The organism is Nocardiopsis nanhaiensis (genome assembly GCF_054778635.1).
Map to the genome: position 1 here is coordinate 1 of NZ_BAAGZJ010000010.1, position 22,484 is coordinate 22,484.

The window sequence follows — 22,484 nt, forward strand, 5'->3', positions numbered from 1 at the left end:
CGCGCTATCGGTGCACCAGGTGTGCGCATACAGATCATGCGGATGTGAACGCGGCCGAGAACACCGAAAAGCGCGGATGGACGAGCCGTTTACGGTGAACCGTGCCAGCCTGCGGAGACCTCTGGGTAGCCATGTCAGCGAAGCAGGAACCAGCTGCCGCCGCGAGGCGGACAGCGCCACCAGACCCCGGGTCTGGTCGGAATCCCTCTCGCTTACACGAGAGGGAGGAAGTCAAGTTCGGATTTCGTGAGGGCCGGGGGTGGGGTTCCCCCGACCACTCGGCGGCCTAACCCGCGGTCTTCTCCACCGGCAGCCACAGCTCACCCGAGGCGACGGTCTCGTCCTCCTCGCCGTACTCCACGCTCAACAGCTCCGGCCCGTGCTTGTGCTGGTAGGAGGGGTTGGACGGGAACCACTCGGAGTAGGCGTAGACCCAGATGTGCTGGATGGCCTCGGGGAAGGTGAACCGCTCGAACGGGAAGACCACCCAGGTGCCCGCGGGCACGTCCAGTGCCTCCATCCCGTCGGGGGTCTCGGTGGCGGAGGTGGCGGCCGCCACGTAGTAGTCGACGTCGCTGCCCTCCCGCCGGTCGGGGTCATGGGTGACGGTGACCGACAAGCCGCCGTGGGGCTCCTGGTCGGACAGTTCCTCGAGCCGCTCGTAGGTGGCGTCCCCGATGCTCTTGACGAACTCGGCCATGGCGGGGTTGACGCCCTCGTAGACGAGCGGAACCCGGGCCTTGGGGCCGACGAGGCGGAAAGCCTCCTTCTCGACGATGCGGTAGCGCATGGTGGTGTTCCCTTCGATGGTGAGGTGGAAGGTCAGCCGTGACTGGGAGTTGAGCGCGGCACCCGACCGGCGGGCATCGCCCGGGCTGATCCCGTGCATGGCCCGGAACGCCCGGCCGAAGGCCTCCGCCGACCCGTAGCCGTAGCGGACGGCGATGTCGAGCAGGGTGTCCCGGCCCTCGATCACCTCGGCCCCGGCCAGCGTGAGCCGACGCCGACGCACGTACTCCGACAGCGGCATCCCGGACAGCGCCGCGAACATCCGCCGGAAGTGGTGCTCGGAGGTGAGTGTGGTCCGCGCCATCGCGGCCACGTCCACCGGCTCACCCGGGTCCCGCTCGACCCGCTCGAGCGCCTCGTTCAATCGGTCCAGCATTCGTGCCTCCCTCGTTCACCATCCAAATTAGGGACGGGGACACCACCCGCACCCGACAGTTGCCGTTCACCTCCGGTCAGCTTCCGGGCCCCTTCTGACCAGTGCTTCTGCCCGCCGCAGAAGGAACTGTCGGATCCCGTTCGTAGACTGCCAACCTTTGAACCCCGACACCCCCGACGAAAGGCCGCCGTGTCCCGCCGCGAACACGCTCGCGCTGTCTCCGGACGCCGCCGCGAACCCCTGGGGCGCGACTACTGGCGGTTGCTCGCGGCCAGCGGCCTGGGCAACCTGGGGGACGGTATCGCGGTTGTCGCCCTGCCTTGGTACGCCGCCACGCTCACCGACGACCCCTTCCTGGTCTCGGCCGTCGGCGCGGCCACCCGCCTGCCCTGGCTGCTGTTCGCCCTGTTCGCGGGGGTGCTCGGGGACCGGATGGACCGGCGCCGCCTGATGGTGGCCGCTGGGGGCGCCAAGGCGGTGCTGTTGGCGGCCCTGACCGCTGTCATCGTCTGGGACGCCGCATCGATCCCGCTCCTGGTGGCGGTGGCGCTGCTGGTCGGGGTGTGCGAGGTGCTGTTCGACAACACCACGCACTCCGTGCTGCCCGCGGTCGTGCCGGCATCGCGTCTGGAGCGGGCCAACGGGACCCTCCAGGGGGTGGAGCAGGTCCTGGACCGGTTCGCGGGCGCCCCGCTCGCCGGGGTCCTGGTGGCGGTCTCCACCGCTCTGGCCTTCGGTGCCCAGGCCGTCCTCATTCTGCTGGCCGTGGTCGCCCTGTGCACGCTGCGCGGCGACTTCGAACCCGCCAAGCAGGCCGGGCCCCGCGAGCCGATCCGGACCATGCTCGCCCGAGGCCTAGCATGGCTCTGGCGGCACCCCATGATGCGCCCCCTGGCGCTGGTGTCGGGGGTATCCAACCTGGCGGCGGCCCTGACCGCGACGATCCTGGTGCTCTTCGCCCGCGATGTCCTGGACCTGGGACCGCAGGGCTATGCGCTCCTGCTGACCCTCTCGGCGGCCGGGGCGGTCCTGGGGTCGGTCGTGGTACCCGCGATCACCGCGCGGGTTCGCACGTCCACCACCCTCGTCCTGGTCCTGGCCTCACAGGGGCTCATGACCGCGACGATGGGCCTGGTACACCACGTCGCGGTGTTCGCGGCGGCTATGTTCCTGCTCGGTTTCGGTGGGATGTGGTGGAACGTGACGGTCCTGTCCCTGTACCAGCGCGTCATCCCCGACGCGCTGAGGTCCCGGGTCTTCAGTGCACACCGCATGTTCTCCTGGGGCATGCTTCCGCTCGGCACGGCTCTGGGCGGTGCGCTGGCCTCACTCACCGAACCCGCCCTGGGGCGGACGCTCTCCCTGTCTGCGCCCTACCTGCTCTCCGCGGTCATCAGCCTGGTCCTGGCCGCGGTCGCGGCCAAGGTGCTCACCAACCGGGTCATCGACCGGGCCCTCGCCGACTCCGGGACCCGCCCCGGCACCCCTTGACCGCGCCGGGGCGGGGGCAACGGGAAAAACCTGGGAATCATCGGGCAAGGACCGTGTCTGGTTCGACGTGGACGAATGACACAACCCACCATGGCCGGTCAGGATGACTCCCAGGCCGACCCCAGAAGGAGGTGGGCGGGGCGGGGTACACGCGCCCCGCGGACTATGGATCTTGGTTTTCTGCGACCTCTGTACGAAAGTGACGGCCCGGTGGCCTCGGTGCACCTGGACACCACCCGCGACACCACGGACGCCAGCAAGAAGATCGAGTTGCGCTGGCGGCACCTGAGAGAGGAGCTGGCCGCGCTCGGCACCGACGAGGCCACTCTCGATGTCCTCGAGGAGGCCGTAGGGCAGGGGTCCTCCCGCTCCTTCGGGAACCACGGCCAAGCCCTCTACGCCTCCGAAGGCCGCCTGTTGGGGGCGCACACCCTCGCTGAACCGCCCAGCCAGGACCGGGCCTCGTTCCTTCCCGTGCCGGACGCCCTCCCCTTGGCCATCGACCGCGGACGCAGGCTGCCCTACGTCCTCGTGGCCCTGGACCGGGTCAAGGCCAAGGTGTTCGCCTACCCGTCCCACCCCGCCGGTCAACCGGTCCTGGAGCAGGAGGCACAAGGCGAGAACCTGCAGAACATCGACGGACAGAGCCGGATCTATCCCGGCCAGCGCGGTGACGCGGGCGGCCGCCGCGCCGACACCGGAACCGCCCAGGACATCTGGCGGGAGAACACCGCCGCGGTCGCCGAAATGGTCCGCGACGCGGTGCGCAAGGTCGACGCCGCGGTGATCATCGTGGGAGGCGACGACGAGGCCATCGCCTACCTGCGGGACAACCTCGGCCCGCGGCAGCTGTCCATTCCGATCAAGGTGGTCGCGGGGGGCCGGGGCGGGGCTGACGCCGAGGAACGTCTGCACGAGACCGCAGAGGAGTGCCTGCGCGAGCTCGTACTCGAAGAGCACGACCAGACCCTGTCCGAATACAAGCGCAAGCTCGCCCACGACCAGGCGGTCCAAGGCAGGACACCGCTCCTTCCGATGCTGTCGGAGGCCCGGGTGGAGACCCTGCTCCTGGGGGCCGACCGCGAGGACGAGCCCGAGCTGTGGGGTTCCCACAACTCGCCGGTGCTGGTGGACTCCTCACCCAAGGGCCTGGACGACCCGGAAGCGGGCTTCAAGGCTCCGGCCAGCGCACTGATGCTGCGAGCGGCCGTGATGTCCCACGCCGGGTTCACCGAGCTGCTCGACCACGGCGTGCCCAGTTCCGAGGTCGGCGCCACGTTGCGCTTCCCCGCGCAGTAGGCCCAGGCAGGGCTGGTAAGCCGGTGCCCCGCTCCCGTCCGTGGGGGAGCGGGGCACCATTCGCGTACGGATGATTTCGAGCATCAGGGCACTTCCCGCCGATCTGAAGGGACCGAGCCGATGAGGTGGAGCGCCGCGCGGGCCCGGGATGCTTTCGCGGCCGGTCGCGTTGCGCGGCTGGCCACCGTGGACGGTGCGGGACAACCGCACCTGGTACCGGTCACCTTCGCCGCCTACGGAGACACGCTGGCCATCGCCGTGGACAGCAAGCCGAAGTCCACCCGCGACCTCAAACGCCTGCGCAACATCGCCGGGAACCCCCGTGCGTCGCTGTTGGTGGACGAGTACGACGACGACTGGACGCGCCTGTGGTGGGTGCGCGCGGACGGCCTGGCCCGGATCGAGCACTCTGGGCCGGACTGGGCCCGCGCGCGGGACGAGCTCACTGCCCGGTACCGGCAATACCAGGCCACCCCGCCCTCGGCGGCGGTCATCCTGGTGGCCGTCGAGCGCTGGTCCGGCTGGTCCTACCGCTGAATCTCCCCGGTTGTGTTGGAGACTCCGATCCTTGGATGGATTGGAGCCATCATGCCCAAGCAATACCCCACTGAACTGCGTGAACGCACCGTGTGCCTGGTCCGCGGCAGACCCGAGGCGACTACGCCTCCACCAACGCGGCGGTCAAGGCCGTCGCGGCGAAACTGGGTGTGGGCGCGGAAAGTCTGCGCACCTGGTCGATACCGGGAACCTCTTCGTCCGGTTGCCCTTGACCGCGGGTGTGCCCTTCCTCGACAGCGACTTCATCCTCGGTCCCATGGAGGAGCTGCTCTCCCCGCCGGTTGGTCTGGTGGTACTCATGGTCTGGACGGCCGCCGCCCTGACGGCCGGAGCACTGGTGCTGCAGCGCCGGGATGCCTGAGAACGGGGAGTGGGCCGTGGGCGGAGGAAGCGGAGTCGGTCTTCGCGTGCGCGGGGTGTGGGCGCACGCGCGACGGCGCGCACGGGAGTTCGTCGGCCTGTGGATGGGGCTGCCGTTGACGGTGTTGACGCTGTTGTGGGCGCCGTTGTCGGCCCTGGCCCTGCTGGCCGGGCTCGTGTGGCCCCCGGTGTGGCCGCGGGCACGGCGGGCGGTCCGGGCGTGGACTCGGTGGCTGAGTGACCGGGACCTGGACCGGCTGGCCTTCTGGATGGGTGCGACCATCAGGCCGGAGGCGGGTACCAGGGGCCGGGCGGCCTACCTGCTCGTCCGTTTCCCCTTGCACCTGACAGCTCTCTACCTGGTCTTCGTGGTGGGCTTCACGATCTCACTCCTGCTCTCCGGGGTGGCGATACAGGTCGCCACGGGAACCACGTCCGACATAGCGCTGTCCTGGCCCGGGGTGGGTGTATACACCTCCAGTGCGAATGTCGGCCTCGCCGCCGCCCTGGTGATCCTGGTGGTCCTGTGGGCACTGGTCGCTTTCGCCGTCGGCCTCGACCGGTGGCTGGCCCGGACGATGCTCGGCCCCACATCCGAGGACCTGCTGCACCGGCGCATCGACGAACTCACCCAGACCCGGACGGGAATCGTGCGCGCCGTGGACGAGGAGCGGCGCCGGATCGAACGCGACCTGCACGACGGGGTGCAGCAGCGGGTGGTGGCGCTGGCCATGCTGCTCGGGCGGGCCCAGCGCGGCAGCGACCCCGAGCGCTCCGCAACTCTGGTGCGGCAGGCCCACACTGAGTCGCGGGTGCTATTGGACGAACTGCGCGAGGTGGCCTGGCGGATCTACCCGACCGCGTTGGACACCCTGGGTTTGGAGGCCGCCCTCACGGAGGCGGCCGAGCGCGGCCCGCTCCCGGTCGTCTTCCGGCACCGCCTGTCCGAACCGCTGCCGCAGGAGTTGGCCACCGCCGTGTACTTCGTGGCCCGCGAGGCCATGACCAACGCCGTCAAGCACTCCGGTGCCGACGAGGTGATGGTCGACCTGAACTCTGACGGGGACCGGGTGGAACTGGTGGTCTCCGACCACGGCCGCGGCGGAGCCGACACCAAAAACGGCGGGCTGACCGGCCTGGCCCGGCGGGTGAACGCCCTGGACGGCACACTGAGAGTGGACAGCCCGGTCGGCGGCCCCACCACGGTGCGCGCCACCCTGCCACTGCACCGATGAACACCCCACCGCACGAACACGGAGGCCCGCATGCGCCTGGTGATCGCCGACGACTCGGTACTGCTGCGAGAGGGCCTGGTCAGACTGTTGGAGGAAGAGAGCCACGAGGTCGTGGCGGCGGCCGGGGACGGTGAAGGGCTCCTCCAGGCTGTTGCCGAACACCGCCCCGACGCGGCAGTGGTGGACGTGCGAATGCCGCCGACCCACACCGACGAAGGATTGCGCGCGGCGCTGCGGATCCGCGCCGAGCAACCGGAGGTGGCCGTCCTGGTGCTCTCGCAGTACGTGGAACAGCGGTACGCAACCGAGCTGCTCACCGGCGCCCCGGAGAAGGTCGGCTATCTGCTCAAGGACCGGGTGGCGCAGGTGGGGGAGTTCCTGGACGCATTGGACCGGGTGGCGGCCGGGGGAGCGGCCTTCGATCCGGAGGTCGTCCGGCAGCTGCTGGCCCGAACCACGCACACCGACCCGCTGGCCCGTCTGACCCCGCGCGAGCGCAACGTGCTGGAGACCATGGCACAGGGGTTGAGCAACACGGCCATCGCGGAGCGGCTGTTCGTGTCCCTCAGCGCGGTGGAGAAGCACATCAACGCCATCTTCGACAAACTGGAACTGTCCCACACCCCGGAATACAGCCGCCGCGTGCTCGCCGTACTGCGTTTCCTGGGCTCCTGAGCGCTCGCCACACGCATACGTGCCCCCGGGGGGAGCTTCTCCCCGGGGGCCCACGTGGGCGCGCTCCCGGCGCGCCCACACTAGCGCTCAGTCAGACGAGGGCTCATTCACCACCCGTCGCCGCCTCGACCTCCGCCGTGAACTGCTCGGCCGCCTCCTCCGGCGTCAGCTCGCCGAAGGACATCTCGTCGGTGATGCGCTTGGTGATCTCCACGACCTCACCCGCGCCGATCGGCGGGGGCGGGTTGCCGTCGACGATGCTGTCGCCGATCTCGTCCATGAACGCGGCGCTGCGCTCGTCAGCCTCCGGCAGATCATCGAGGATGTGCTCGCGCACCTCCTCGTTGGCGGGAAGACCCAGGTCGGAGAGGTTCAGTTCAGCCGCCTCTTCGCTGTTGACCATGAAGTCCACGAACCTCACGGCCTCCTCCGGGTGGTCCGACCCCGAGTTGACCGAGTAGAACATCGCGGGCTTGAAGTACATCCCGGTGCGCTCGCTATCGGTCTCACCCGGGTAGCGCAGCAGCTCCAGTTCACGCCCGGAGGACTCAGTGATCCCGCCCAGCTGGTTGGTCCAGAAATGGGCCATGGCGCCCTGGTTGGTGGCCAGCACGGACTGGTCGGGGCCGCCGGCCTCGATCTCCACGCTCTCCGCCGCACTGGGCTGTCCGCCGTCCTCCAACAGGTCGCTGGTGACCTGGAACCACTCGGCCAGGGTCTCCTCGGAGAAGGCGAGGCTGCCGTCCTCCTCGTAGAGGTTCTCCCCCTGCTGCCGGGCGAAGATCTGGAAGCCGCTCTCGTTGTAGGCCATGCTCTGCACACCGACGAGCTCCTCGTCGGAGCCCTCGGTGATCGCGTTGGCCACCTCGACGTAGTCGTCCCACGTCCAGTTCTCGTCGTCGGGCATGTCCACGCCGGCTTCCTCGAACGCCTCCGGGTCGGCCAGGACCGCGTAGGCGTTCACCCCGGTGGCGATCCCGAAGGTCTGCCCGTCCAAGTCACCGCTCTCGGCCACCAGCGGGTCCAGGCCGGACAGGTCGAGGGTGTCCTCGTACTCGCCGAGGTCGACGAGGGCGCCGCGGTCGCCGTACTCGCGCAGGTACCGCTCTTCCTGCATGATGATGTCGGGGGCGTCGTTGGCGGCCGTGCTGGTGGCCAGGCGGTCCCAGTAGGAGTCCCAATCGGTGTAGTCCCCGGCGATCCGGATGTCGGGGTTCTCTTCCTCGAAGACCTCGATGACCTCCTGCAGGGTGGCGTGCCGGTCGTCGGCGCCCCACCAGGAGAAGCGCAGCTCGACGGCCTCACCGTCCGCGGAGGAGCCTCCTCCGCAGGCGGTCGCGGCCATGACCAGGGCGGCGGCCGCCGCGGTCGGGGCGATCAGGGAACGGTGTCGGCGCGGTGTGCGCTTCTTACCCGAGTAACGGTTCATGGGGGGATTTACCCTTCTGCTAAATGCATCTGCTGAACACTGGGGTATTGCTCTTCCTTCAGCGGGGTGGTGCGGGATCAGTGGCCGGTTCCGATAGCGGCCTCCAAGTCCTCGATGAACTGCTCGGCAGCCTGGTCGGCGGTGAGGTTGCCGAAGACCAGTTCCTGGTAGACCCGCTCGTTGATGTCCACGATCTCGCCGGATCCGATCGGCGGGGGCGGGTTGCCGTCGACGATCTCCTCCTCGACCTCGGCCAGGAAGTCCGCACCGCGCTCGTCTGCCGCGGGCAGGTCGTCGGTGATGGCCTCCCGCACATCGAGGTTGGCGGGAAGGCCCAGGTCGGAGAGGGTCAGCTCGGCGGCTTCGGTGCTGTTGAGCATGAAGTCGACGAAGCGCGCGGCCTCTTCCGGGTGATCACTGTCGGCCGCCACGGAGTAGTACATCGCGGGCTTGAAGTACGTGCCGGTGCGCTCGTTCTCCGTCTCGCCCGGGAAGCGTAGGATCTCGATGTCGCGGCCAGAAGCATCGGTGGTCGCGCCGAGCTGGTTGGTCCAGAAGTGCGCCGTGGCGCCGGTGTGGGTGGCCAGCACGGACTGGTCGGGCCCCTCGGCCGCGATCTCCACACCCTCGGTCGCGCTGGGCTGCCCCCCGGCCTCCAGCGTGCGTTCGGTGATCTCGTACCAGCTGGCCAGTGTCTCGGGGGAGAAGGCCAGCTCGCCGTCCTCGTTGAAGAGGTTCTCGCCGTGTTGACGGGCGAAGATGTGGAAACCGTTCTCGTTGGTCATGCCCTGGGTACCGACGATCTCTCCATCGGTCGCCTCGCTGATCTCCACCGACATCTCGATGAAGTCGTCCCAGGTCCAGGTGGTGTCGTCGGGCATGTCCACGCCAGCCTCTTCGAAGGCCTGGGGGTCGGCCAGGATCACGGAGGCGTTCACCCCGGTGGCGGCGCCGAAGGTCTGCCCGTCCACTTCGCCGCTCTCGGCGACGTTCGGGTCGATGCGGGACAGGTCGAGGGTGTCCTCGAACTCGCCGAGGTCGGCCAAGGCGCCGCGGTCGCCGTACTCACGCAGGTAGGTCTCGTCCTGCATGATGATGTCGGGAGTGTCGTTGGCCGCGGTGCTGGTGGCCAGGCGGTCCCAATAGGAGAAGAAGTCGGTGTAGTCCCCGGCGATCCGGATATCGGGGTTCTCCTCCTCGAAGACCTCGATGACCTCCTGCAGGGTGGTGTGCCGGTCGTCGGCGCCCCACCAGGAGAAGCGCAGCTGGACCGCACCGTCCTCGGAGTCGGAGCCGCCGCAGGCGGTCGCGGCCATGACCAGGGCGGCGGCCGCCGCGGTCGTGGTGAGCAGGCGGCGCCGAAAGCGCCCGCCCCTGGTAGTGGGGACCATGGTGGGTCTTCCTTTCCGCTACTTGATTCCGGTGGTCGCGATGCCTTTGACGAGGTAGCGCTGGCCAGCCAGGAAGAAACCGAAGACGGGGCCCAAGGCCACGACGGACATGGCGAAGAGCGGGCCCCAAGAGGTCTGGGAGGTGGAGTCGACGAAGGTCCGCAGGGCCACCGGGACCGTGTACATGTCGGGGCTGGTCAGGAAGATCAGCTGACTGAAGAAGTCGTTCCAGGTCCAGATGAAGGTGAAGATCGCCGTGGTGGCCAGGGCCGGCATGGACAGCGGGAGGATGATCTGGCAGAAGATGCGTACGTGACCGCAGCCGTCGATGCGGGCGGCCTCGTCCAGGTCCCGGGGGAGTCCGCGGATGAACTGCACCATCAGGAAGATGAAGAAGGCGTCCGTGGCCAGGAGCTTGGGCACGATCAGCGGGTAGAAGGTGTTGATCCAGTCCAGGTTCGCGAACAGGATGTACTGCGGAACGATGACCACGTGGATCGGCAGCATGATCGTGGCGAGCATGATCGCGAAGAACAGTCTCTTGCCGCGGAACTCCAGGCGGGCGAAGGCGTAGGCGGCCATCGAGCACCCGATCAGGTTGCCGATGATCGCTCCGGCTACCACGACCGCCGAGTTCAGGAGGTAGCGGTGGAACGGGAACTCCAGCGCGTTCCACCCCTCGACCCAGTTGCTGGGGGTGAAGTTCCAAGGGATCAGCCCGGGATCGCGGAAGATCTCGGCGGTGGGCTTGAAGGAGCTGGAGAGCATCCACAGCAGCGGGTAGAGCATGATCAGGCCGAAGCCGATCAGACCGATGTGGATGAACAGCCGTCGTGTGCGTTGGGCCCGGTCCCGCTGTTTGCGTGTCGCCGGTGCCGCGGTCTCAGTCGCCATAGAAGACCCAGTACTTGGAGGCGAGGAAGTTCACCGCTGTGAACCCCCCGATGATCATCAGGAGCAGCCAGGCCATCGCGGACGCGTAGCCCATGTCGAAGGCTCCGAAACCGCGTTGGTACAGGTAGAGGGTGTAGAAGAGCGTGGAGTCGGACGGACCTCCGGTCCCACCGCTGACGATGAACGCCTGGGTAAAGGTCTGGAAGGCGTTGATGAACTGCAGCACGAGGTTGAAGAAGATGATCGGCGTGAGCATCGGGACCGTGATGTGCCAGAACCGGTGCACCGGGCTGGCCCCGTCCACTGCCGCGGCCTCGTAGTACATGGCCGGGATCTGCCGGAGACCTGCCAGGAAGATGACCATCGGCGCACCGAAGGTCCACACGTTGAGGATCACGAGTGTGCCCAGCGCGTAGTCGGGGTGCGACACCCAGCCTTCGCCTTGGACCCCGAAGAAGGCCAGGACCTGGTTGACCAGGCCCTCCGCCCCGAACACCTGGCGCCACAAGATGGCGACCGCCACGCTGCCGCCCAAGAGGGAGGGCAGGTAGTAGATCGACCGGTACAGGGCCAGCCCTCGGAGTCCCCGGTCGAGGACCATCGCCAGTGCCAGCGCGAGGGCGAGCTGGAGGGGCACTGACACGAACACGTAGACGAAGGTGACCCGCAGCGCGCTGTGCAGGCGCGTGTCGGACAGCATCCGTTCGTAGTTCTCCAGCCCCACCCACTGGTGGGAGCCGATCAGGTTGTAGTCCGTGAAGGAGAAGTACAGGGAAGCGAGGAGGGGACCGGCTGTAATGAGGCCGAGCCCCAGAAACCACGGTGCGAGGAAGCCGAAGGCGGCGAGGTTCTCGTACCTGCGACCGTTCTTGCTGGTGGTCTGTTTGCGCCGCGGGGTTCGGGTGTCGGCACGGTCGGCTGACTTCTGCTCCCTGTTCAGAAGAGCGGTCAAGACGACACACCTCCTCCCGACACCGAAGCGCACGCGACCCGCACGCCTGGACCGGGGTTCATGGGGGACCGCCAATCTGGTCGGAAAACGCGCTGATGATGGACAAGCGCCTACGCAGTGTGTCCAAGGACACCGGTGGATTTCGCAGGCCAAGGCTTGGTAAGCGCTATCCAGTTACTAAGATAGTCAGTTTCTAGCACCGGGTTTCGGGGCTGTCAACGCCCTGTTTCCGCCCGAACTCGAAGCACGCACCAGATCGTTATTTTCCAGTCGGCGGCTCTTTCTGTCGGAATGATCACTTTGGGTATTCATGTGAATTCATAGAGCCACCCTTCGGTGGTGGCTTTCCTCTGCCAGTGATCCCCAAGGTGTCTTGCGGGCCCTTGTGGCCCGCTGGGGAAAGCGTTTACCATGCGCCTTGTGAACGACACCACTCAACGCAGCTACGCGATCGTCGGTACGGGCTCCCGCGCACGGATGTACACCCACGCCCTCGTGGGCACCCACAGCGACCGGGGGCGCCTGGTGGCCCTGTGCGACACCAACCGCACGCGGATGGCCGTGCACAACCGGATCGTCACCGACAGCGGCGGCGACCCGGTTCCCACATACAGCGCCGAGGACTTCACCCGCATGCTCAGCGAGCAGGCGGTCGACGAAGTGATCGTGTGCACCGTCGACCGCACCCACGCCGACTACGTCGTGGCCGCCCTGGAAGCCGGGGTCGACGCCATCACCGAGAAACCCATGACCGCCGACATCGAGGGCCTGCGCCGGATCAACGCCGCCCAGGCGCGTACTGGCGGCCGGGTGACGGTCGGCTTCAACTACCGCTACAACCCCGTCCACCGCCAAGTGCGCGACCTCATCGCCTCCGGCGCCATCGGCGAGGTGGGTTCGGTCCACTTCGAGTGGCTGCTCGACCTGCGCCACGGCGCCGACTACTTCCGCCGCTGGCACCGGGACAAGACCCAGTCCGGCGGGCTGCTGGTCCACAAGGCAAGCCACCACTTCGACCTGGTCAACTGGTGGGTGGGCGCCCGGCCCGAGGAGGTCTTCGCCTGGGGCGGCCTGTTCTTCTACGGGCAGGACAACGGACGGCGCCACGGCCACGCCACCGGCTACGAACGCGGCCACGGTTCCGAGTCCGCGGAGAAGGACCCCTTCGCCCTGCACATGCGGGACAGCCCCGACATGACCGCCCTGTACCTGGACGCCGAACACGAAGACGGCTACCAGCGCGACCTCAACGTCTTCGGCCCCGGCATCACCATCGAGGACGACATGTCCGTCCTGGTCAGATACGACACCGGAGTACGCCTGAGCTACCACCTCGTGGCCTACGCGCCCTGGGAGGGCTACCGCCTCAGTATCACCGGCAGCCGCGGCCGGCTCGAGCTCGACATGACCGAGTTCGCCAGCACCGCACCGGACCACGACGAGACCCACCCCGTCCGCGGCATGCCCGCACCCAAGGAGAACACCACGGCCCGGCTCCTGCTGCGCCGCCACTGGCAACCCCCGGAAGAGATCCCCACCAGTGTCGGCGGCGGGGGACACGGGGGCGGCGACACCGCCATGCTCGACTCCCTCTTCGGCGGGGGCGACGACGGGATCCGCCCCGACCACGCCGACGGCGGCAACGCCCTGCTGACCGGACTGGCGGCCAACGCGGCCATGGACTCAGGCACCCCCGTGCGCGTGACCGACCTGCTCGAGGAAGCCCACCCATGAACCGAAGCTCCCCGATCCCGCTCCTGCTCGTGGGCCTCCACGGACACGGCCGCTCCCACCTGCGCGCGCTCCTGCCGCTAGCGAAGGCGGGAACCGTCCGCCTGGCCGGGGTCTGCGACCGCAAGCCGCCCGAACCCGACGACGACCTCGAGGGCCACGGCCACGTCCCCTTCTTCGACGACCTGGACACGGCCCTCCGCCGCACACAGGCGCGCATCACCGTCCTGGTGACCCCCATCCACACCCACCTGCCCCTGGCCGCCACCGCCCTGGAGCACGGCTCGCACCTGCTCCTGGAGAAACCCACCACCTCCTCCCTGACCCAGCTCACACAGCTGGAGGAGGCAGCGCGTTCGGCCGGACGCGCATGCCAGATCGGCTTCCAAAGCCTGGGCTCAGAGGCGATCGCCGAAGTGGGCCGACTGCTCCGCGAAGGGGTTCTGGGCACCCCACGCGGGATCGGCGCGGCCGGCGCCTGGAAACGCACCTCCGCCTACTACGACCGCGCCCCTTGGGCCGGACGGCGCACGCTCGACGGACACGACGTGGTGGACGGGGCACTCACCAACCCCTTCGCCCACGCCGTGGCCAACGCGCTGGCACTGGCCGACGCCGAGACCACGGCGCCCCGGGCCCTGGAACTGGAGATGTACCGCGCCCACCCCATCGAGAGCGACGACACCTCCTCCCTGCGACTGCGCACCGAGGCCGGCACCACGGTCACCGTCGCCGTCACCCTGTGCGCCCCCGAAAGCCAACCGCCAGCGATCACCGTGCACGGCGACCGGGCCAGCCTGACGCTGGAGTACACCCTGGACCGCCTCACCCTGCACCGGCCCGGACAACCACCCCGAACCACCACCCACGGACGCGTCGACCTGATGGACAACCTGGTGGCGCACGTGCGCCACGGTTCCCCCCTCCTCGTGCCCCCGGAGCGCACCCGCGGCTTCACCCACGTCCTAGAGGCCGTGCGCACGGCACCCGACCCCCTTCCCGTCCCCGCCGAGCACCAAGACGCGTACGAACACGAGGGCGTCACCCATCGGAGCATCCCCGGGGTCACCCCGCTGGTGCACGAGAGCGCACGCACCCTCACCCTGTTCTCCGAGCTCGGCGCCGCCTGGGCCCAACCCCCCGCACCCGCCCCGACCACGGAGGCACGAACGTGAACCTGTCCGTCGGCCGCACCGTCGTGGCCACCCGCCACAGCGGCGAGTCCATCCCCCTCGAACTCTCCCCGCGCCCCTACCTCCACCCCGTGCGCACCCTCGCCGGGGTGGAGGTGACCGAGATCCGCCCCGAAGACCACCTCCACCACCTGGGCGTCAGCGTGACCCTGGCCGACCTCTCCGGGGCCAGTTTCTGGGGCGGGCGGACCTACATCCGGGACCGCGGGTCGGTCATGCTCGACAACCACGGCCGCCAAGAACACCTTTCCTGGAACGACCGCCACCCCGACCGGGCGACCGAGCTGCTCACCTGGACCGGCCCCGAAGGCAACGAGCTCCTGCGCGAGGAACGGACCCTGCGTGCCCTGCCCCTGGACGACACGACCTGGGTGCTGGACCTGCGTTCGGCGCTGCGCAACACCTCGAGCGCGGAGCTGAGCATCGGCAGCCCCGCCACCAACGGCCGCCCCGGGGCCGGGTACGGCGGCGTGTTCTGGCGGGCCCCCATCGGGAACCGCCCACCCACGGTCACCGGCCCCGACGGAACCTCCGGAGAAGCGGCCCTGCACGGCTCCCGCGCCAGATGGCTCGCCCTGTCCGGGTCCACCGCCGACCAGGCCCAGTGGACCCTGCTCTTCCAACAACCCGGACCGCGCACGGACCCCTGGTTCCTCCGGGCCGAGGATTACCCGGGAGTGTGCCCCGCGCCCGCCTGGGACACCCCGGTGAGCCTGCCTCCCGGACAGACCCTCGAGCTGGTCCTGCGCACCGCCGTCACCGACGGCCCGGTAGCCGACCACGAAGCACTGGCCGAAGCCGTCGCGAACGCGGCCTGACCAACCACGACCAAGAGAAGAACGCCCCACCCCTGGGGGACTGGAAAGGAACCGCACTCATGCGCGTGCTCGTCACCGGAGGATCCGGACGGCTGGGGCGCAGCGTCGTGGCCGTACTGGCCGCGCGCGGACACGAGACGACCTCTGTGGATCTCATGGAACATCCGCAACCCGAGGGCGTTCCGACCGCCGTCTGCGACCTGCTCGACACCGGGGCACGGGCGGAGCTGTTCGCCCGCACCAACCCGGAGGCGGTCGTCCACCTGGCGGGGATCGCCGTCCCCTTCGTCCGCCCCGACGCCGAAACCCTGCGGGTGAACACCTCCCTGGCCTGGGAAGTACTCGCCTCCGCTGCGGCGGCCGGCGCCCGCAGCGCAGTCGCCGCGTCCAGCCCCACCGTCTACGGGTACAACACCCCCTCCTGGTCCCCCCGGTACCTGCCCCTGGACGAGGACCACCCCGTAGCGCCCTGGCACGCCTACGGGCTGAGCAAGGCGGTGGTGGAGGAGACCGTGCGCGCACTGGCACGCTCCTGCGACACCTGTGTGCTGTCGGCCATCCGCCCCGGCTACGTGGTGGCCCCCGAGGAATGGCAGGGCGCCCCCACCCAGCAGGGACACACCATCCAGGAGCGCCTGGACGACCCCTCCCTGGCCGCCGGCTCCCTCTTCAACTACGTCGACGCCCACGACGTCGCCGAACTCTTCGCCCTGGCCGTGGAGAAACCCGAGCGCGTCCCCAGCGGCACGGTCTACAACGCCGTCGCCCCCGATCCCCTCTCCCGTGAACCGGTCGACGCCCACCTGGCGCGCCTGCACCCCGCCACCTCCGAGCACGCCTCGGTACTGGCCGACGGGCGCGCGGTGTTCTCCTCAGAGCGCGCCTACCGCGACCTGGGTTGGAGGCCGGAGCGCACCTGGCGCGACCATCTCCGCCCCGCGGAGCAGGCGTAGATGGGTACGCGGGGACAACCCCGCACCTCCGCTACGCTAGGAAAGAGTTTTCCCAGCGGAGGCAGGAGGGGCAAGGGAGTGGATCCCGGTTACGTGACTCTGGAGCAGGTCGCCGAACACGCCGGAGTCTCCTTGGCGACGGCCTCGCGTGTGATCAACGGCAGCACGCGTCAGGTGAGCCAAAGGCTACGGGAGAAGGTCGAGGCCAGCGCCCACGAACTCGGCTACCTGGCCAACGCCTCCGCCCAGACCCTCGCGCGCAACAGCAGTTCACTGATGGGCCTGGTCGTACACGACATCGCCGACCCCTACTTCTCGCAGATCGCCGCCGGCGTGACCCGGTACGCCGAGGAACTGGGGCTGGTCCTCGTCCTGGGTACCACCAACCGCTCACCACAGGCGGAGACGCGCATCATCTCCGCGCTGCGCGCGCATCGGGCCAAGGCGATCGTGATCGCCGGTTCCCGATCCATCGGCGAGACCAGCGACACCCGCCTGGCCGCGGAGATCGAGGCGTTCGGCCGCCAGGGCGGACGGGTCGCCCTGGTCTCTCAGGCCACCCTGCCCGCGGACACCGTCACCCCGGACAACCACGCCGGGGCCGCCGCCCTCGCGCAGCACCTCATCGCCCAGGGCCACCGCAACTTCGCCATCCTGGCCGGCCCCGCCAACCTGCGGACCGCACGCGAGCGACTGGACGGCTTCCACTCGGCGCTCTCGTCAGCCGGGCTCGAACTCGCCCACCACAACGTGGTGCACGGCGACTTCACCCGCGACGGCGGCTACGAGTCCACCCAGCGCCTGATGACCCTGGGCACCGACGCCACCTGCCTGTTCGCCGTCAACGACGTCATGGCCACAGGCGCCATCGCCGCACTCCGCAACATGGGCAAGTCCGTCCCTGACGACCTGTCCGTTGCGGGCTTCGACGACATTCCCACTCTGCGGGACCTCACCCCCTCCCTGACCACCGTGCGCCTGCCCCTGGAGGAGATGGGCGAGCGCGCCGCCGCACTGGCCCTGGACAGCGACTACCGGGGCGAGCCGCGCGTGGTGCACGTGGAAGGCTCGGTGATGGGACGGGAGAGCACGGCCCCGCCCCGGGGCTGACCACGCCGCCTCACCGGATACCGCCACCGTGGCGACCCTCGTGCCCCCACGCGGTGCGGCCGGACACCGTGTCCGGCCGCACGGTGGCGGCAGTTCCTCACGCAACCGACGCCACCTCTCGCCCGCCAACGCGTGCTAGGGGAGCGGGGCGAGCGTGTCCGCGAACACCAACCCGTGGCCGGGTCCGGTATCGGCGGACAGGTGGCCGCCCGCCAATTCCACCCCGCTGGGCGCGGCCAAAGCACCCAGAGCGGCGAAGGAGGCGTGGTCGATGTCCTCGACCATGGCGACCTCGGGCAGGCACAGGGCCAGCTGACCGGACAGCTCCGGCAGCAAGTGGGGCGCCACGGGCACCCCGCGCCCGGCCACCGCCTCGGCAATCCGCAGGAACGGGGTGATGCCCCCGACCCGCACGACGTTCGGCTGGGCCACGTCGCACACGCCCTCGTCCACGAACCGTTCGAACTCCGCCACCGAGCGCAGGTTCTCACCCAGCGCGAACGGCACTTCCGTACGGCCGCGCAGGCGCACATGGGCGGCCAGGTCCGAGGCGGGCAAAGGCTCCTCCACGAAGTGCGCATCGAAGGGCGCCAGCTGTGCCAGCGCCCGGGCAGCGCGCGGCACGTCCCACCGCTGGTTGGCGTCGATCATCAGCAGCCGCTCGGTGCCCAGGAGGTCGCGCACCGCACCCACCCGTTCCACGTCGCGGTCGGCCGCGTCCGAGCCCACCTTGATCTTCACGGCGCGGTGACCCTGCTCCACCCACCCCCGGACCTGCTCCAGCAGGTCCGGGAGCGCGTAGTCCAGGTTCACACCGCTGCCGTAGGTGGCGACCCGTTCCCGCCGCCGGCCCAGCAGCCCGACCAAGGACACACCCAGCGAGCGCGCCTGCAGGTCCCACAGGGCGATGTCGACCCCGGCCAGGGCCATCCGGGTCAGCCCGGTCGTGCCCGCCTCGCGCAGGTGCCAAAGCGCCTCGTCCCACAGGCCGGGGTGGGCCTCGCGACCCACCAGCGCCGGGGCCAGGTCGTCGTTGACCAACGCCTCGACCGCCCGCGCCCCGATCAGGGGGGTCCAGGAGAAGCCCGTGCCGACCGTTCCTTCATCGGTGCTCACCCGGACCACGACGATGTCGTTGCGGTCGACCCCGCCGTCCCAGGCCCTGTGCAGGGGCAGCCGGTGGGCCCGAGCCCGCACGCCGGTCACCCTCACAGGACGTACTCCGCGTGGCGGCGGGCCATCGTGGCGACGACCTCGTCACCGTCGGCCGACCACACGTCCTCGTTGAAGACCTCCCACTCCACGTCGCCCCCGTAACCGGCGGCCAGGGCCACCCGGTGCAGCGAACGCACGTCGATGTGGCCGTCACCGACCATGCCCCGGCCCAGCAGGGCCTCAGCGGGCAGCGGGGTGATCCAGTCACAGACCTGGAAGGAGGCGATACGGCCCGCCGCCCCGGCACGGGCGATCTGCTCGTACACCGCCGGGTCCCACCAGACGTGATAGGTGTCCACGACCACGCCCACGGTCTCCGCGGCGAAGGGCTCGGCCATGTCCAGCGCCTGTCCGAGGGTGGACAGCACCGCGCGGTCAGCGCAGAAGAGCGGGTGCAGGGGTTCGAGGCCGAGCTGTACACCGCGCTCGGCCGCGTAGGGGGCCAGGGCGGCGATTCCCTCCTGGACCCGCCCCCGGGCGCCGTTCAGGTCCCGGTCTCCCTCGGGCAGCCCGCCCACGACCATGACCAGTACCGGGGCGCCCAGTTCGGCGGCCTCGTCGATGGCGCGCCGGTTGTCGTCCAGGGCGTCGGTCCGGGCCGGGTCGGACAGGAACCCGCCTCGGCAGTAGGAGGACACTCGTAGTCCCGCCTGGCGGACCAGGCGCGCGGAGTGTTCCAGACCGGCCTCGTGGACGTGTTCGCGCCACAGGCCCACGGCGGGTATCCCAGCGCGCAGGCACCCGTCCACGGCCTGGGTGAGGGTCCACCGCTTCACGGTGGCCTGGTTGAGCGACAGGCGAGCCAAACGGGGGTCACCGGGCGCCGGGGTGTCGATCCGCGCTCTCCGGTTGGAGGGCACGTCCACCGGTGCGGGGACCGTGCCCGCGCGGGTACGGGATTCGGCTGTGCTCACTGGGGCACCCCCGAGACGCGCAGTAGGGACCGCATGCGGTCGGCCGCCAGGTCGGGGTCGGACAGCACCCCGGCCGCGTCGGCCAGGCGCAGGGTGTGCGCCAGGTGCGGTAGGTCGCGGGCGCTGTGCAGTCCGCCCACCATGTGGAAGCCTTGCTGGTGGCCGTTCAGCCAGGCCAGGAAGGCGATACCGGTCTTGTAGTAGTAGGTGGGCACGGAGAACAGGTGGCGTGCCAAGGGCACGGTGGGCTCCATCTGGGCGAGGTAGCCGTCGGTGTCCTGCTGGTCCAGGGCCGCCAGGGCCCGGGCGGCGGCCGGGGCGATGGCGGCGAAGACCCCGAGGAGTGCGTCCGAGTAGCCGCGGTCGTCGCCCAGGACGAGCTCCGGGTAGTGGAAGTCGTCCCCGGTGTAGAGGCGGACCCCGTCCGGGAGCAGGCGCCGCAGGCGGATCTCCAGTTCGGTGTCGAGCAGGGAGACCTTGATGCCGTCGACACGGTCGGCGTGCGCGGCGATGAGCTCGGCGACCGGCTCCACTGCCTCCCCGGGGGTGTCGTAGCCCCAGTACCCGGCGAGCGCCGGGTCGAAGGCCGTGCCCAGCCAGTGCAGGATGACCGGGCGCTCGGCGCGCTCCAGGACCGCGGAGTAGACGCGGGTGTAGTCCTTGGGGCCCTCCGCGGCCGCGGCCAGGGCGCGTGAGGCCATCATGATGGCGGTGGCTCCGGACTCCTGGACCACCTCCAGCTGTTCGTGATAGGCGGTGATAACGCTTTCCAAATCGGCCTGCGAAGACCCGAGTTGGTCGGTGTTGACCCCGCAGGCGAGGAGGGCCCCGCGGCTGCGGGCCTCAGCCCCGGTGCGGCGGATCAGCTCGGCGGTGGCGGCCCAGTCCAAGCCCATGCCGCGCTGCGCGGTGTCCATCGCTTCGGCCACGCCCAGTCCTTGGTCCCACAGGTGGTGGCGGAAGGCCAGGGTCGCCTCCCAGTCCAGTTGTGCGGGGGCACCGGGCGCGTTGGGGCGCTGGGGATCGGCGACCACGTGGGCGGCCGCGTAGGCGGTCCGACACTTGGCCGGGGGCCGCGGCGCGATGTCGGCCGCCGCCCCGCTGAGGGTGAAGGGGACGGTGGTGCCCTCACCGGAGGGCAGGTTCAGGGTGTTCACGACGTGGAGACCTCACCGAGTTCGACGGTACGGCCGGTGCGCGCGGAGTGCAGGCCGGCTTCAGCCATCTGGATGCCCCGCGCTCCGGAGAGCAGATCGTGGTGGAAGGGGGTGCCCAGGACGACGTGGCGCAGGTACTCCTCCCACTGGGCGCGGAAGCCGTTGGGGAAGTCGCCGTTGTCGGGGACGGCGGTCCAGCCCTGGCGGTGGCGCACGGGGTCGACGGCGTCGGGGTCCCAGCTCGCCTTGGGGGTCGCGCTGCGGTGCTGGACATGGCAGTCGCGGAGCCCGGCCACAGCACTGCCGTGGGTGCCGTCCACCTGGAACTCGACCAGCTCGTCACGGTTGACCCGCACGCTCCAGGAGGAGTTGATCTGGGCGATGATCCCGTCGCCGACGTCGAAGATGCCGTAGGCGGCGTCATCGGCGGTGGCGTCGTAGGGCTCGTCGTGCTCGTCCCAGCGCCGGGGGATGTGGGTGGCGGTGCGTGCGGTGACCGTGCGCACCGGGCCGAAGAGGTGCTCGAGGACGTAGTGCCAGTGGGGGAACATGTCCAGCACGATCCCGCCCCCGTCCTCGGCCCGGTAGTTCCAGCTGGGCCGTTGGGCGGGCTGCCAGTCGCCCTCGAAGACCCAGTAACCGAACTCGCCGCGGATGGAAAGAACTTTTCCGAAGAAGCCGCTGTCCAGGAGGCGGTGGAGTTTGATCAGGCCCGGAAGGAAGAGCTTGTCCTGGACCACGCCGTTGCGCACGCCGGCCCGCTCGGCGAGCTTGGCCAGCTCAAGGGCGGCGTCCAGTGTGCCGGCGGTGGGTTTTTCGACGTAGATGTGCTTGCCGGCGGCGATCGCCGACCGGACGGCGGCCTCCCTGGCGTGCGTGATCTGGGCGTCGAAGTAGAGGGGGACATCGTCATCGGACAGCACCGAGTCCAGGTCGGTGGTCCAGCGCTCGATGCCGTGCTGCTCTGCGATGGCGCGCAGTTTGTGCTCCGAACGGCCCACCAGAACCGGTTCGGGTACGACCCGGGAACCGTCGGGGAGTTCGACCCCTCCAGCATCCCGAATCGCCAGCACTGACCTGGTCAGATGCTGTCTGTACCCCATGCGGCCGGTGACGCCGTTCATGGCGACGCCCAGCACGTGATCTCTCATGGATCGAGTCCACCTTTCTCGTGAAAGCGCTTTCCAGACTACGGCAAAGCTACCTCCTCCCGCCAGAGGTGTCGAGACCCAGGTCAGAGAGAAGCCCGAACCCTCCGTTCCCTCACAGGTCGGAGGCCGGGGCCTCCGCCCAGCTGGGCCCTCATGGGAAACGGCCTCAGTCCGTGCCGCTTAGCACGAGGCTGACCGTCGCCTCCGGCCGGTCCCACTGCGGGTAGTGGCCGCACCGCCGGAACCAGTGCAGGTGCGCGTCCGGGAACCGGCCCCGTGCGCGAACAGCCTGCTTGGGCACGGTGACCAAGTCCTGGCGCCCCACCCCAACGTGACCCGCCCGGGAACGGTGCCCCGAGCAGCTCCCCGTTGATCGGGGCCCCGGGTCAACGCGTCCAGGGCCGCCGTGGTCGACGGAGCATCCGCCAGGCCGCGCAGGTCGGGCGACACTGTCTCCGGTGACAGGTCCCAGGGCCGAGCCGACAGCTGGGCCAGCAGCGCCGTCCTGCTCACGGGGTTGCCCACCAGGGTCGGCAGCGCCCCGCGCAGCGCTCGGACCAGAGCGATCGACGGCCGCAGGGTGGCACCGAAGGCGGCGCGCTCGCGGTCGTTCCAGAAGCCGCCGGGCCCCAGGGCGACGGTATCGCCGCCGACCCCGCGACGGGCCAGCTCGAGCACCATCCGTGCACCCATCGAGTGTCCGGCCGTGGCGACGCCTTCAAGGCCCTGCTCGCCGATGAACTCCGCGACGGCGTCGGTCAGCGTCTCGAGCGAGACCTCGCCGGTCAGGGGC

Annotated in this window: 21 protein-coding genes; 11 read left to right on the forward strand and 10 right to left on the reverse strand. The window is 69.7% G+C overall.

What is annotated here, in order from left to right; all coding sequences use genetic code 11:
• Nucleotides 1–286 precede the first annotated feature (286 nt).
• A complete protein-coding gene (locus tag ACYVD1_RS06690) occupies nucleotides 287–1,165 on the reverse strand; it encodes an AraC family transcriptional regulator (protein WP_460769176.1) in 879 nt (292 codons plus the stop codon).
• Nucleotides 1,166–1,354: 189 nt separating this feature from the next.
• Between ACYVD1_RS06690 and ACYVD1_RS06695 the strand changes: the two genes are divergently transcribed.
• From ACYVD1_RS06695 to ACYVD1_RS06720, 6 genes are all read left to right on the forward strand, one after another.
• Entirely contained in the window at nucleotides 1,355–2,656 is a 1,302-nt protein-coding gene (locus ACYVD1_RS06695) for an MFS transporter (protein WP_460769178.1), read from the forward strand.
• A 165-nt stretch (nucleotides 2,657–2,821) separates the two neighbouring features.
• Nucleotides 2,822–3,955, forward strand: a complete 1,134-nt coding sequence (locus ACYVD1_RS06700) for a baeRF2 domain-containing protein (protein WP_460769180.1) — start codon at nucleotides 2,822–2,824, stop codon at nucleotides 3,953–3,955.
• 120 nt (nucleotides 3,956–4,075) lie between these two features.
• Entirely contained in the window at nucleotides 4,076–4,492 is a 417-nt protein-coding gene (locus ACYVD1_RS06705) for a TIGR03668 family PPOX class F420-dependent oxidoreductase (protein WP_460769182.1), read from the forward strand.
• A 223-nt stretch (nucleotides 4,493–4,715) separates the two neighbouring features.
• Nucleotides 4,716–4,874 carry a hypothetical protein gene (locus tag ACYVD1_RS06710; RefSeq protein ID WP_460769183.1) on the forward strand — a complete coding sequence of 53 codons (159 nt, stop codon included), beginning with the start codon at nucleotides 4,716–4,718 and terminating at the stop codon, nucleotides 4,872–4,874.
• Complete coding sequence (locus ACYVD1_RS06715; RefSeq protein ID WP_460769185.1) at nucleotides 4,867–6,108, forward strand: sensor histidine kinase; 1,242 nt, start codon at nucleotides 4,867–4,869, stop codon at nucleotides 6,106–6,108. The genes ACYVD1_RS06710 and ACYVD1_RS06715 overlap by 8 nt, the downstream gene beginning before the upstream one ends.
• A gap of 30 nt (nucleotides 6,109–6,138) precedes the next feature.
• Nucleotides 6,139–6,783 carry a response regulator transcription factor gene (locus ACYVD1_RS06720; RefSeq protein WP_460769187.1) on the forward strand — a complete coding sequence of 215 codons (645 nt, stop codon included), beginning with the start codon at nucleotides 6,139–6,141 and terminating at the stop codon, nucleotides 6,781–6,783.
• Nucleotides 6,784–6,886: 103 nt separating this feature from the next.
• Here ACYVD1_RS06720 and ACYVD1_RS06725 read toward each other — a convergent pair whose 3' ends face one another.
• From ACYVD1_RS06725 to ACYVD1_RS06740, 4 genes are all read right to left on the reverse strand, one after another.
• Nucleotides 6,887–8,212 carry an ABC transporter substrate-binding protein gene (locus tag ACYVD1_RS06725; RefSeq protein ID WP_460769189.1) on the reverse strand — a complete coding sequence of 442 codons (1,326 nt, stop codon included), beginning with the start codon at nucleotides 8,210–8,212 and terminating at the stop codon, nucleotides 6,887–6,889.
• A 77-nt stretch (nucleotides 8,213–8,289) separates the two neighbouring features.
• The gene (locus ACYVD1_RS06730; protein ID WP_460769191.1) at nucleotides 8,290–9,603 is read right to left on the reverse strand and encodes an ABC transporter substrate-binding protein; all 1,314 of its coding nucleotides are present in this window, start codon (nucleotides 9,601–9,603) and stop codon (nucleotides 8,290–8,292) included.
• Nucleotides 9,604–9,621: 18 nt separating this feature from the next.
• Entirely contained in the window at nucleotides 9,622–10,497 is an 876-nt protein-coding gene (locus tag ACYVD1_RS06735; protein ID WP_460769194.1) for a carbohydrate ABC transporter permease, read from the reverse strand.
• A complete protein-coding gene (locus ACYVD1_RS06740) occupies nucleotides 10,487–11,311 on the reverse strand; it encodes a carbohydrate ABC transporter permease (protein ID WP_460769427.1) in 825 nt (274 codons plus the stop codon). Before ACYVD1_RS06740 ends, ACYVD1_RS06735 begins: the two co-directional genes overlap by 11 nt.
• 558 nt (nucleotides 11,312–11,869) lie before the next feature.
• On the opposite strand from ACYVD1_RS06740, the gene ACYVD1_RS06745 reads away from it, so the two are divergent.
• The 5 genes from ACYVD1_RS06745 (at nucleotide 11,870) to ACYVD1_RS06765 (ending at nucleotide 17,254) form a co-directional block, all read left to right on the forward strand.
• A complete protein-coding gene (locus ACYVD1_RS06745; RefSeq protein WP_460769196.1) occupies nucleotides 11,870–13,183 on the forward strand; it encodes a Gfo/Idh/MocA family protein in 1,314 nt (437 codons plus the stop codon).
• Nucleotides 13,180–14,355 carry a Gfo/Idh/MocA family protein gene (locus ACYVD1_RS06750; RefSeq protein WP_460769198.1) on the forward strand — a complete coding sequence of 392 codons (1,176 nt, stop codon included), beginning with the start codon at nucleotides 13,180–13,182 and terminating at the stop codon, nucleotides 14,353–14,355. Before ACYVD1_RS06745 ends, ACYVD1_RS06750 begins: the two co-directional genes overlap by 4 nt.
• Nucleotides 14,352–15,191: a DUF6807 domain-containing protein gene (locus tag ACYVD1_RS06755; protein ID WP_460769199.1), complete on the forward strand. Its 840-nt coding sequence runs from the start codon at nucleotides 14,352–14,354 to the stop codon at nucleotides 15,189–15,191. Before ACYVD1_RS06750 ends, ACYVD1_RS06755 begins: the two co-directional genes overlap by 4 nt.
• A gap of 59 nt (nucleotides 15,192–15,250) precedes the next feature.
• The gene (locus ACYVD1_RS06760) at nucleotides 15,251–16,144 is read left to right on the forward strand and encodes an NAD-dependent epimerase/dehydratase family protein (protein ID WP_460769201.1); all 894 of its coding nucleotides are present in this window, start codon (nucleotides 15,251–15,253) and stop codon (nucleotides 16,142–16,144) included.
• Nucleotides 16,145–16,222: 78 nt separating this feature from the next.
• On the forward strand, nucleotides 16,223–17,254 hold the full coding sequence (locus ACYVD1_RS06765; protein WP_460769203.1) for a LacI family DNA-binding transcriptional regulator: 1,032 nt from the start codon (nucleotides 16,223–16,225) through the stop codon (nucleotides 17,252–17,254).
• A gap of 135 nt (nucleotides 17,255–17,389) precedes the next feature.
• Here the strand turns inward: ACYVD1_RS06765 and ACYVD1_RS06770 are convergent, their stop codons facing one another.
• From ACYVD1_RS06770 to ACYVD1_RS06790, 5 genes are all read right to left on the reverse strand, one after another.
• Nucleotides 17,390–18,466, reverse strand: a complete 1,077-nt coding sequence (locus ACYVD1_RS06770) for a mandelate racemase/muconate lactonizing enzyme family protein (RefSeq protein WP_460769205.1) — start codon at nucleotides 18,464–18,466, stop codon at nucleotides 17,390–17,392.
• Complete coding sequence (locus ACYVD1_RS06775; protein ID WP_460769207.1) at nucleotides 18,463–19,383, reverse strand: sugar phosphate isomerase/epimerase family protein; 921 nt, start codon at nucleotides 19,381–19,383, stop codon at nucleotides 18,463–18,465. Before ACYVD1_RS06775 ends, ACYVD1_RS06770 begins: the two co-directional genes overlap by 4 nt.
• Nucleotides 19,380–20,540, reverse strand: a complete 1,161-nt coding sequence (locus ACYVD1_RS06780; RefSeq protein WP_460769209.1) for a dihydrodipicolinate synthase family protein — start codon at nucleotides 20,538–20,540, stop codon at nucleotides 19,380–19,382. Before ACYVD1_RS06780 ends, ACYVD1_RS06775 begins: the two co-directional genes overlap by 4 nt.
• A complete protein-coding gene (locus ACYVD1_RS06785) occupies nucleotides 20,537–21,691 on the reverse strand; it encodes a Gfo/Idh/MocA family protein (RefSeq protein WP_460769211.1) in 1,155 nt (384 codons plus the stop codon). The genes ACYVD1_RS06780 and ACYVD1_RS06785 overlap by 4 nt, the downstream gene beginning before the upstream one ends.
• A 180-nt stretch (nucleotides 21,692–21,871) precedes the next feature.
• Entirely contained in the window at nucleotides 21,872–22,372 is a 501-nt protein-coding gene (locus tag ACYVD1_RS06790) for a hypothetical protein (protein WP_460769213.1), read from the reverse strand.
• Nucleotides 22,373–22,484 lie beyond the last annotated feature (112 nt).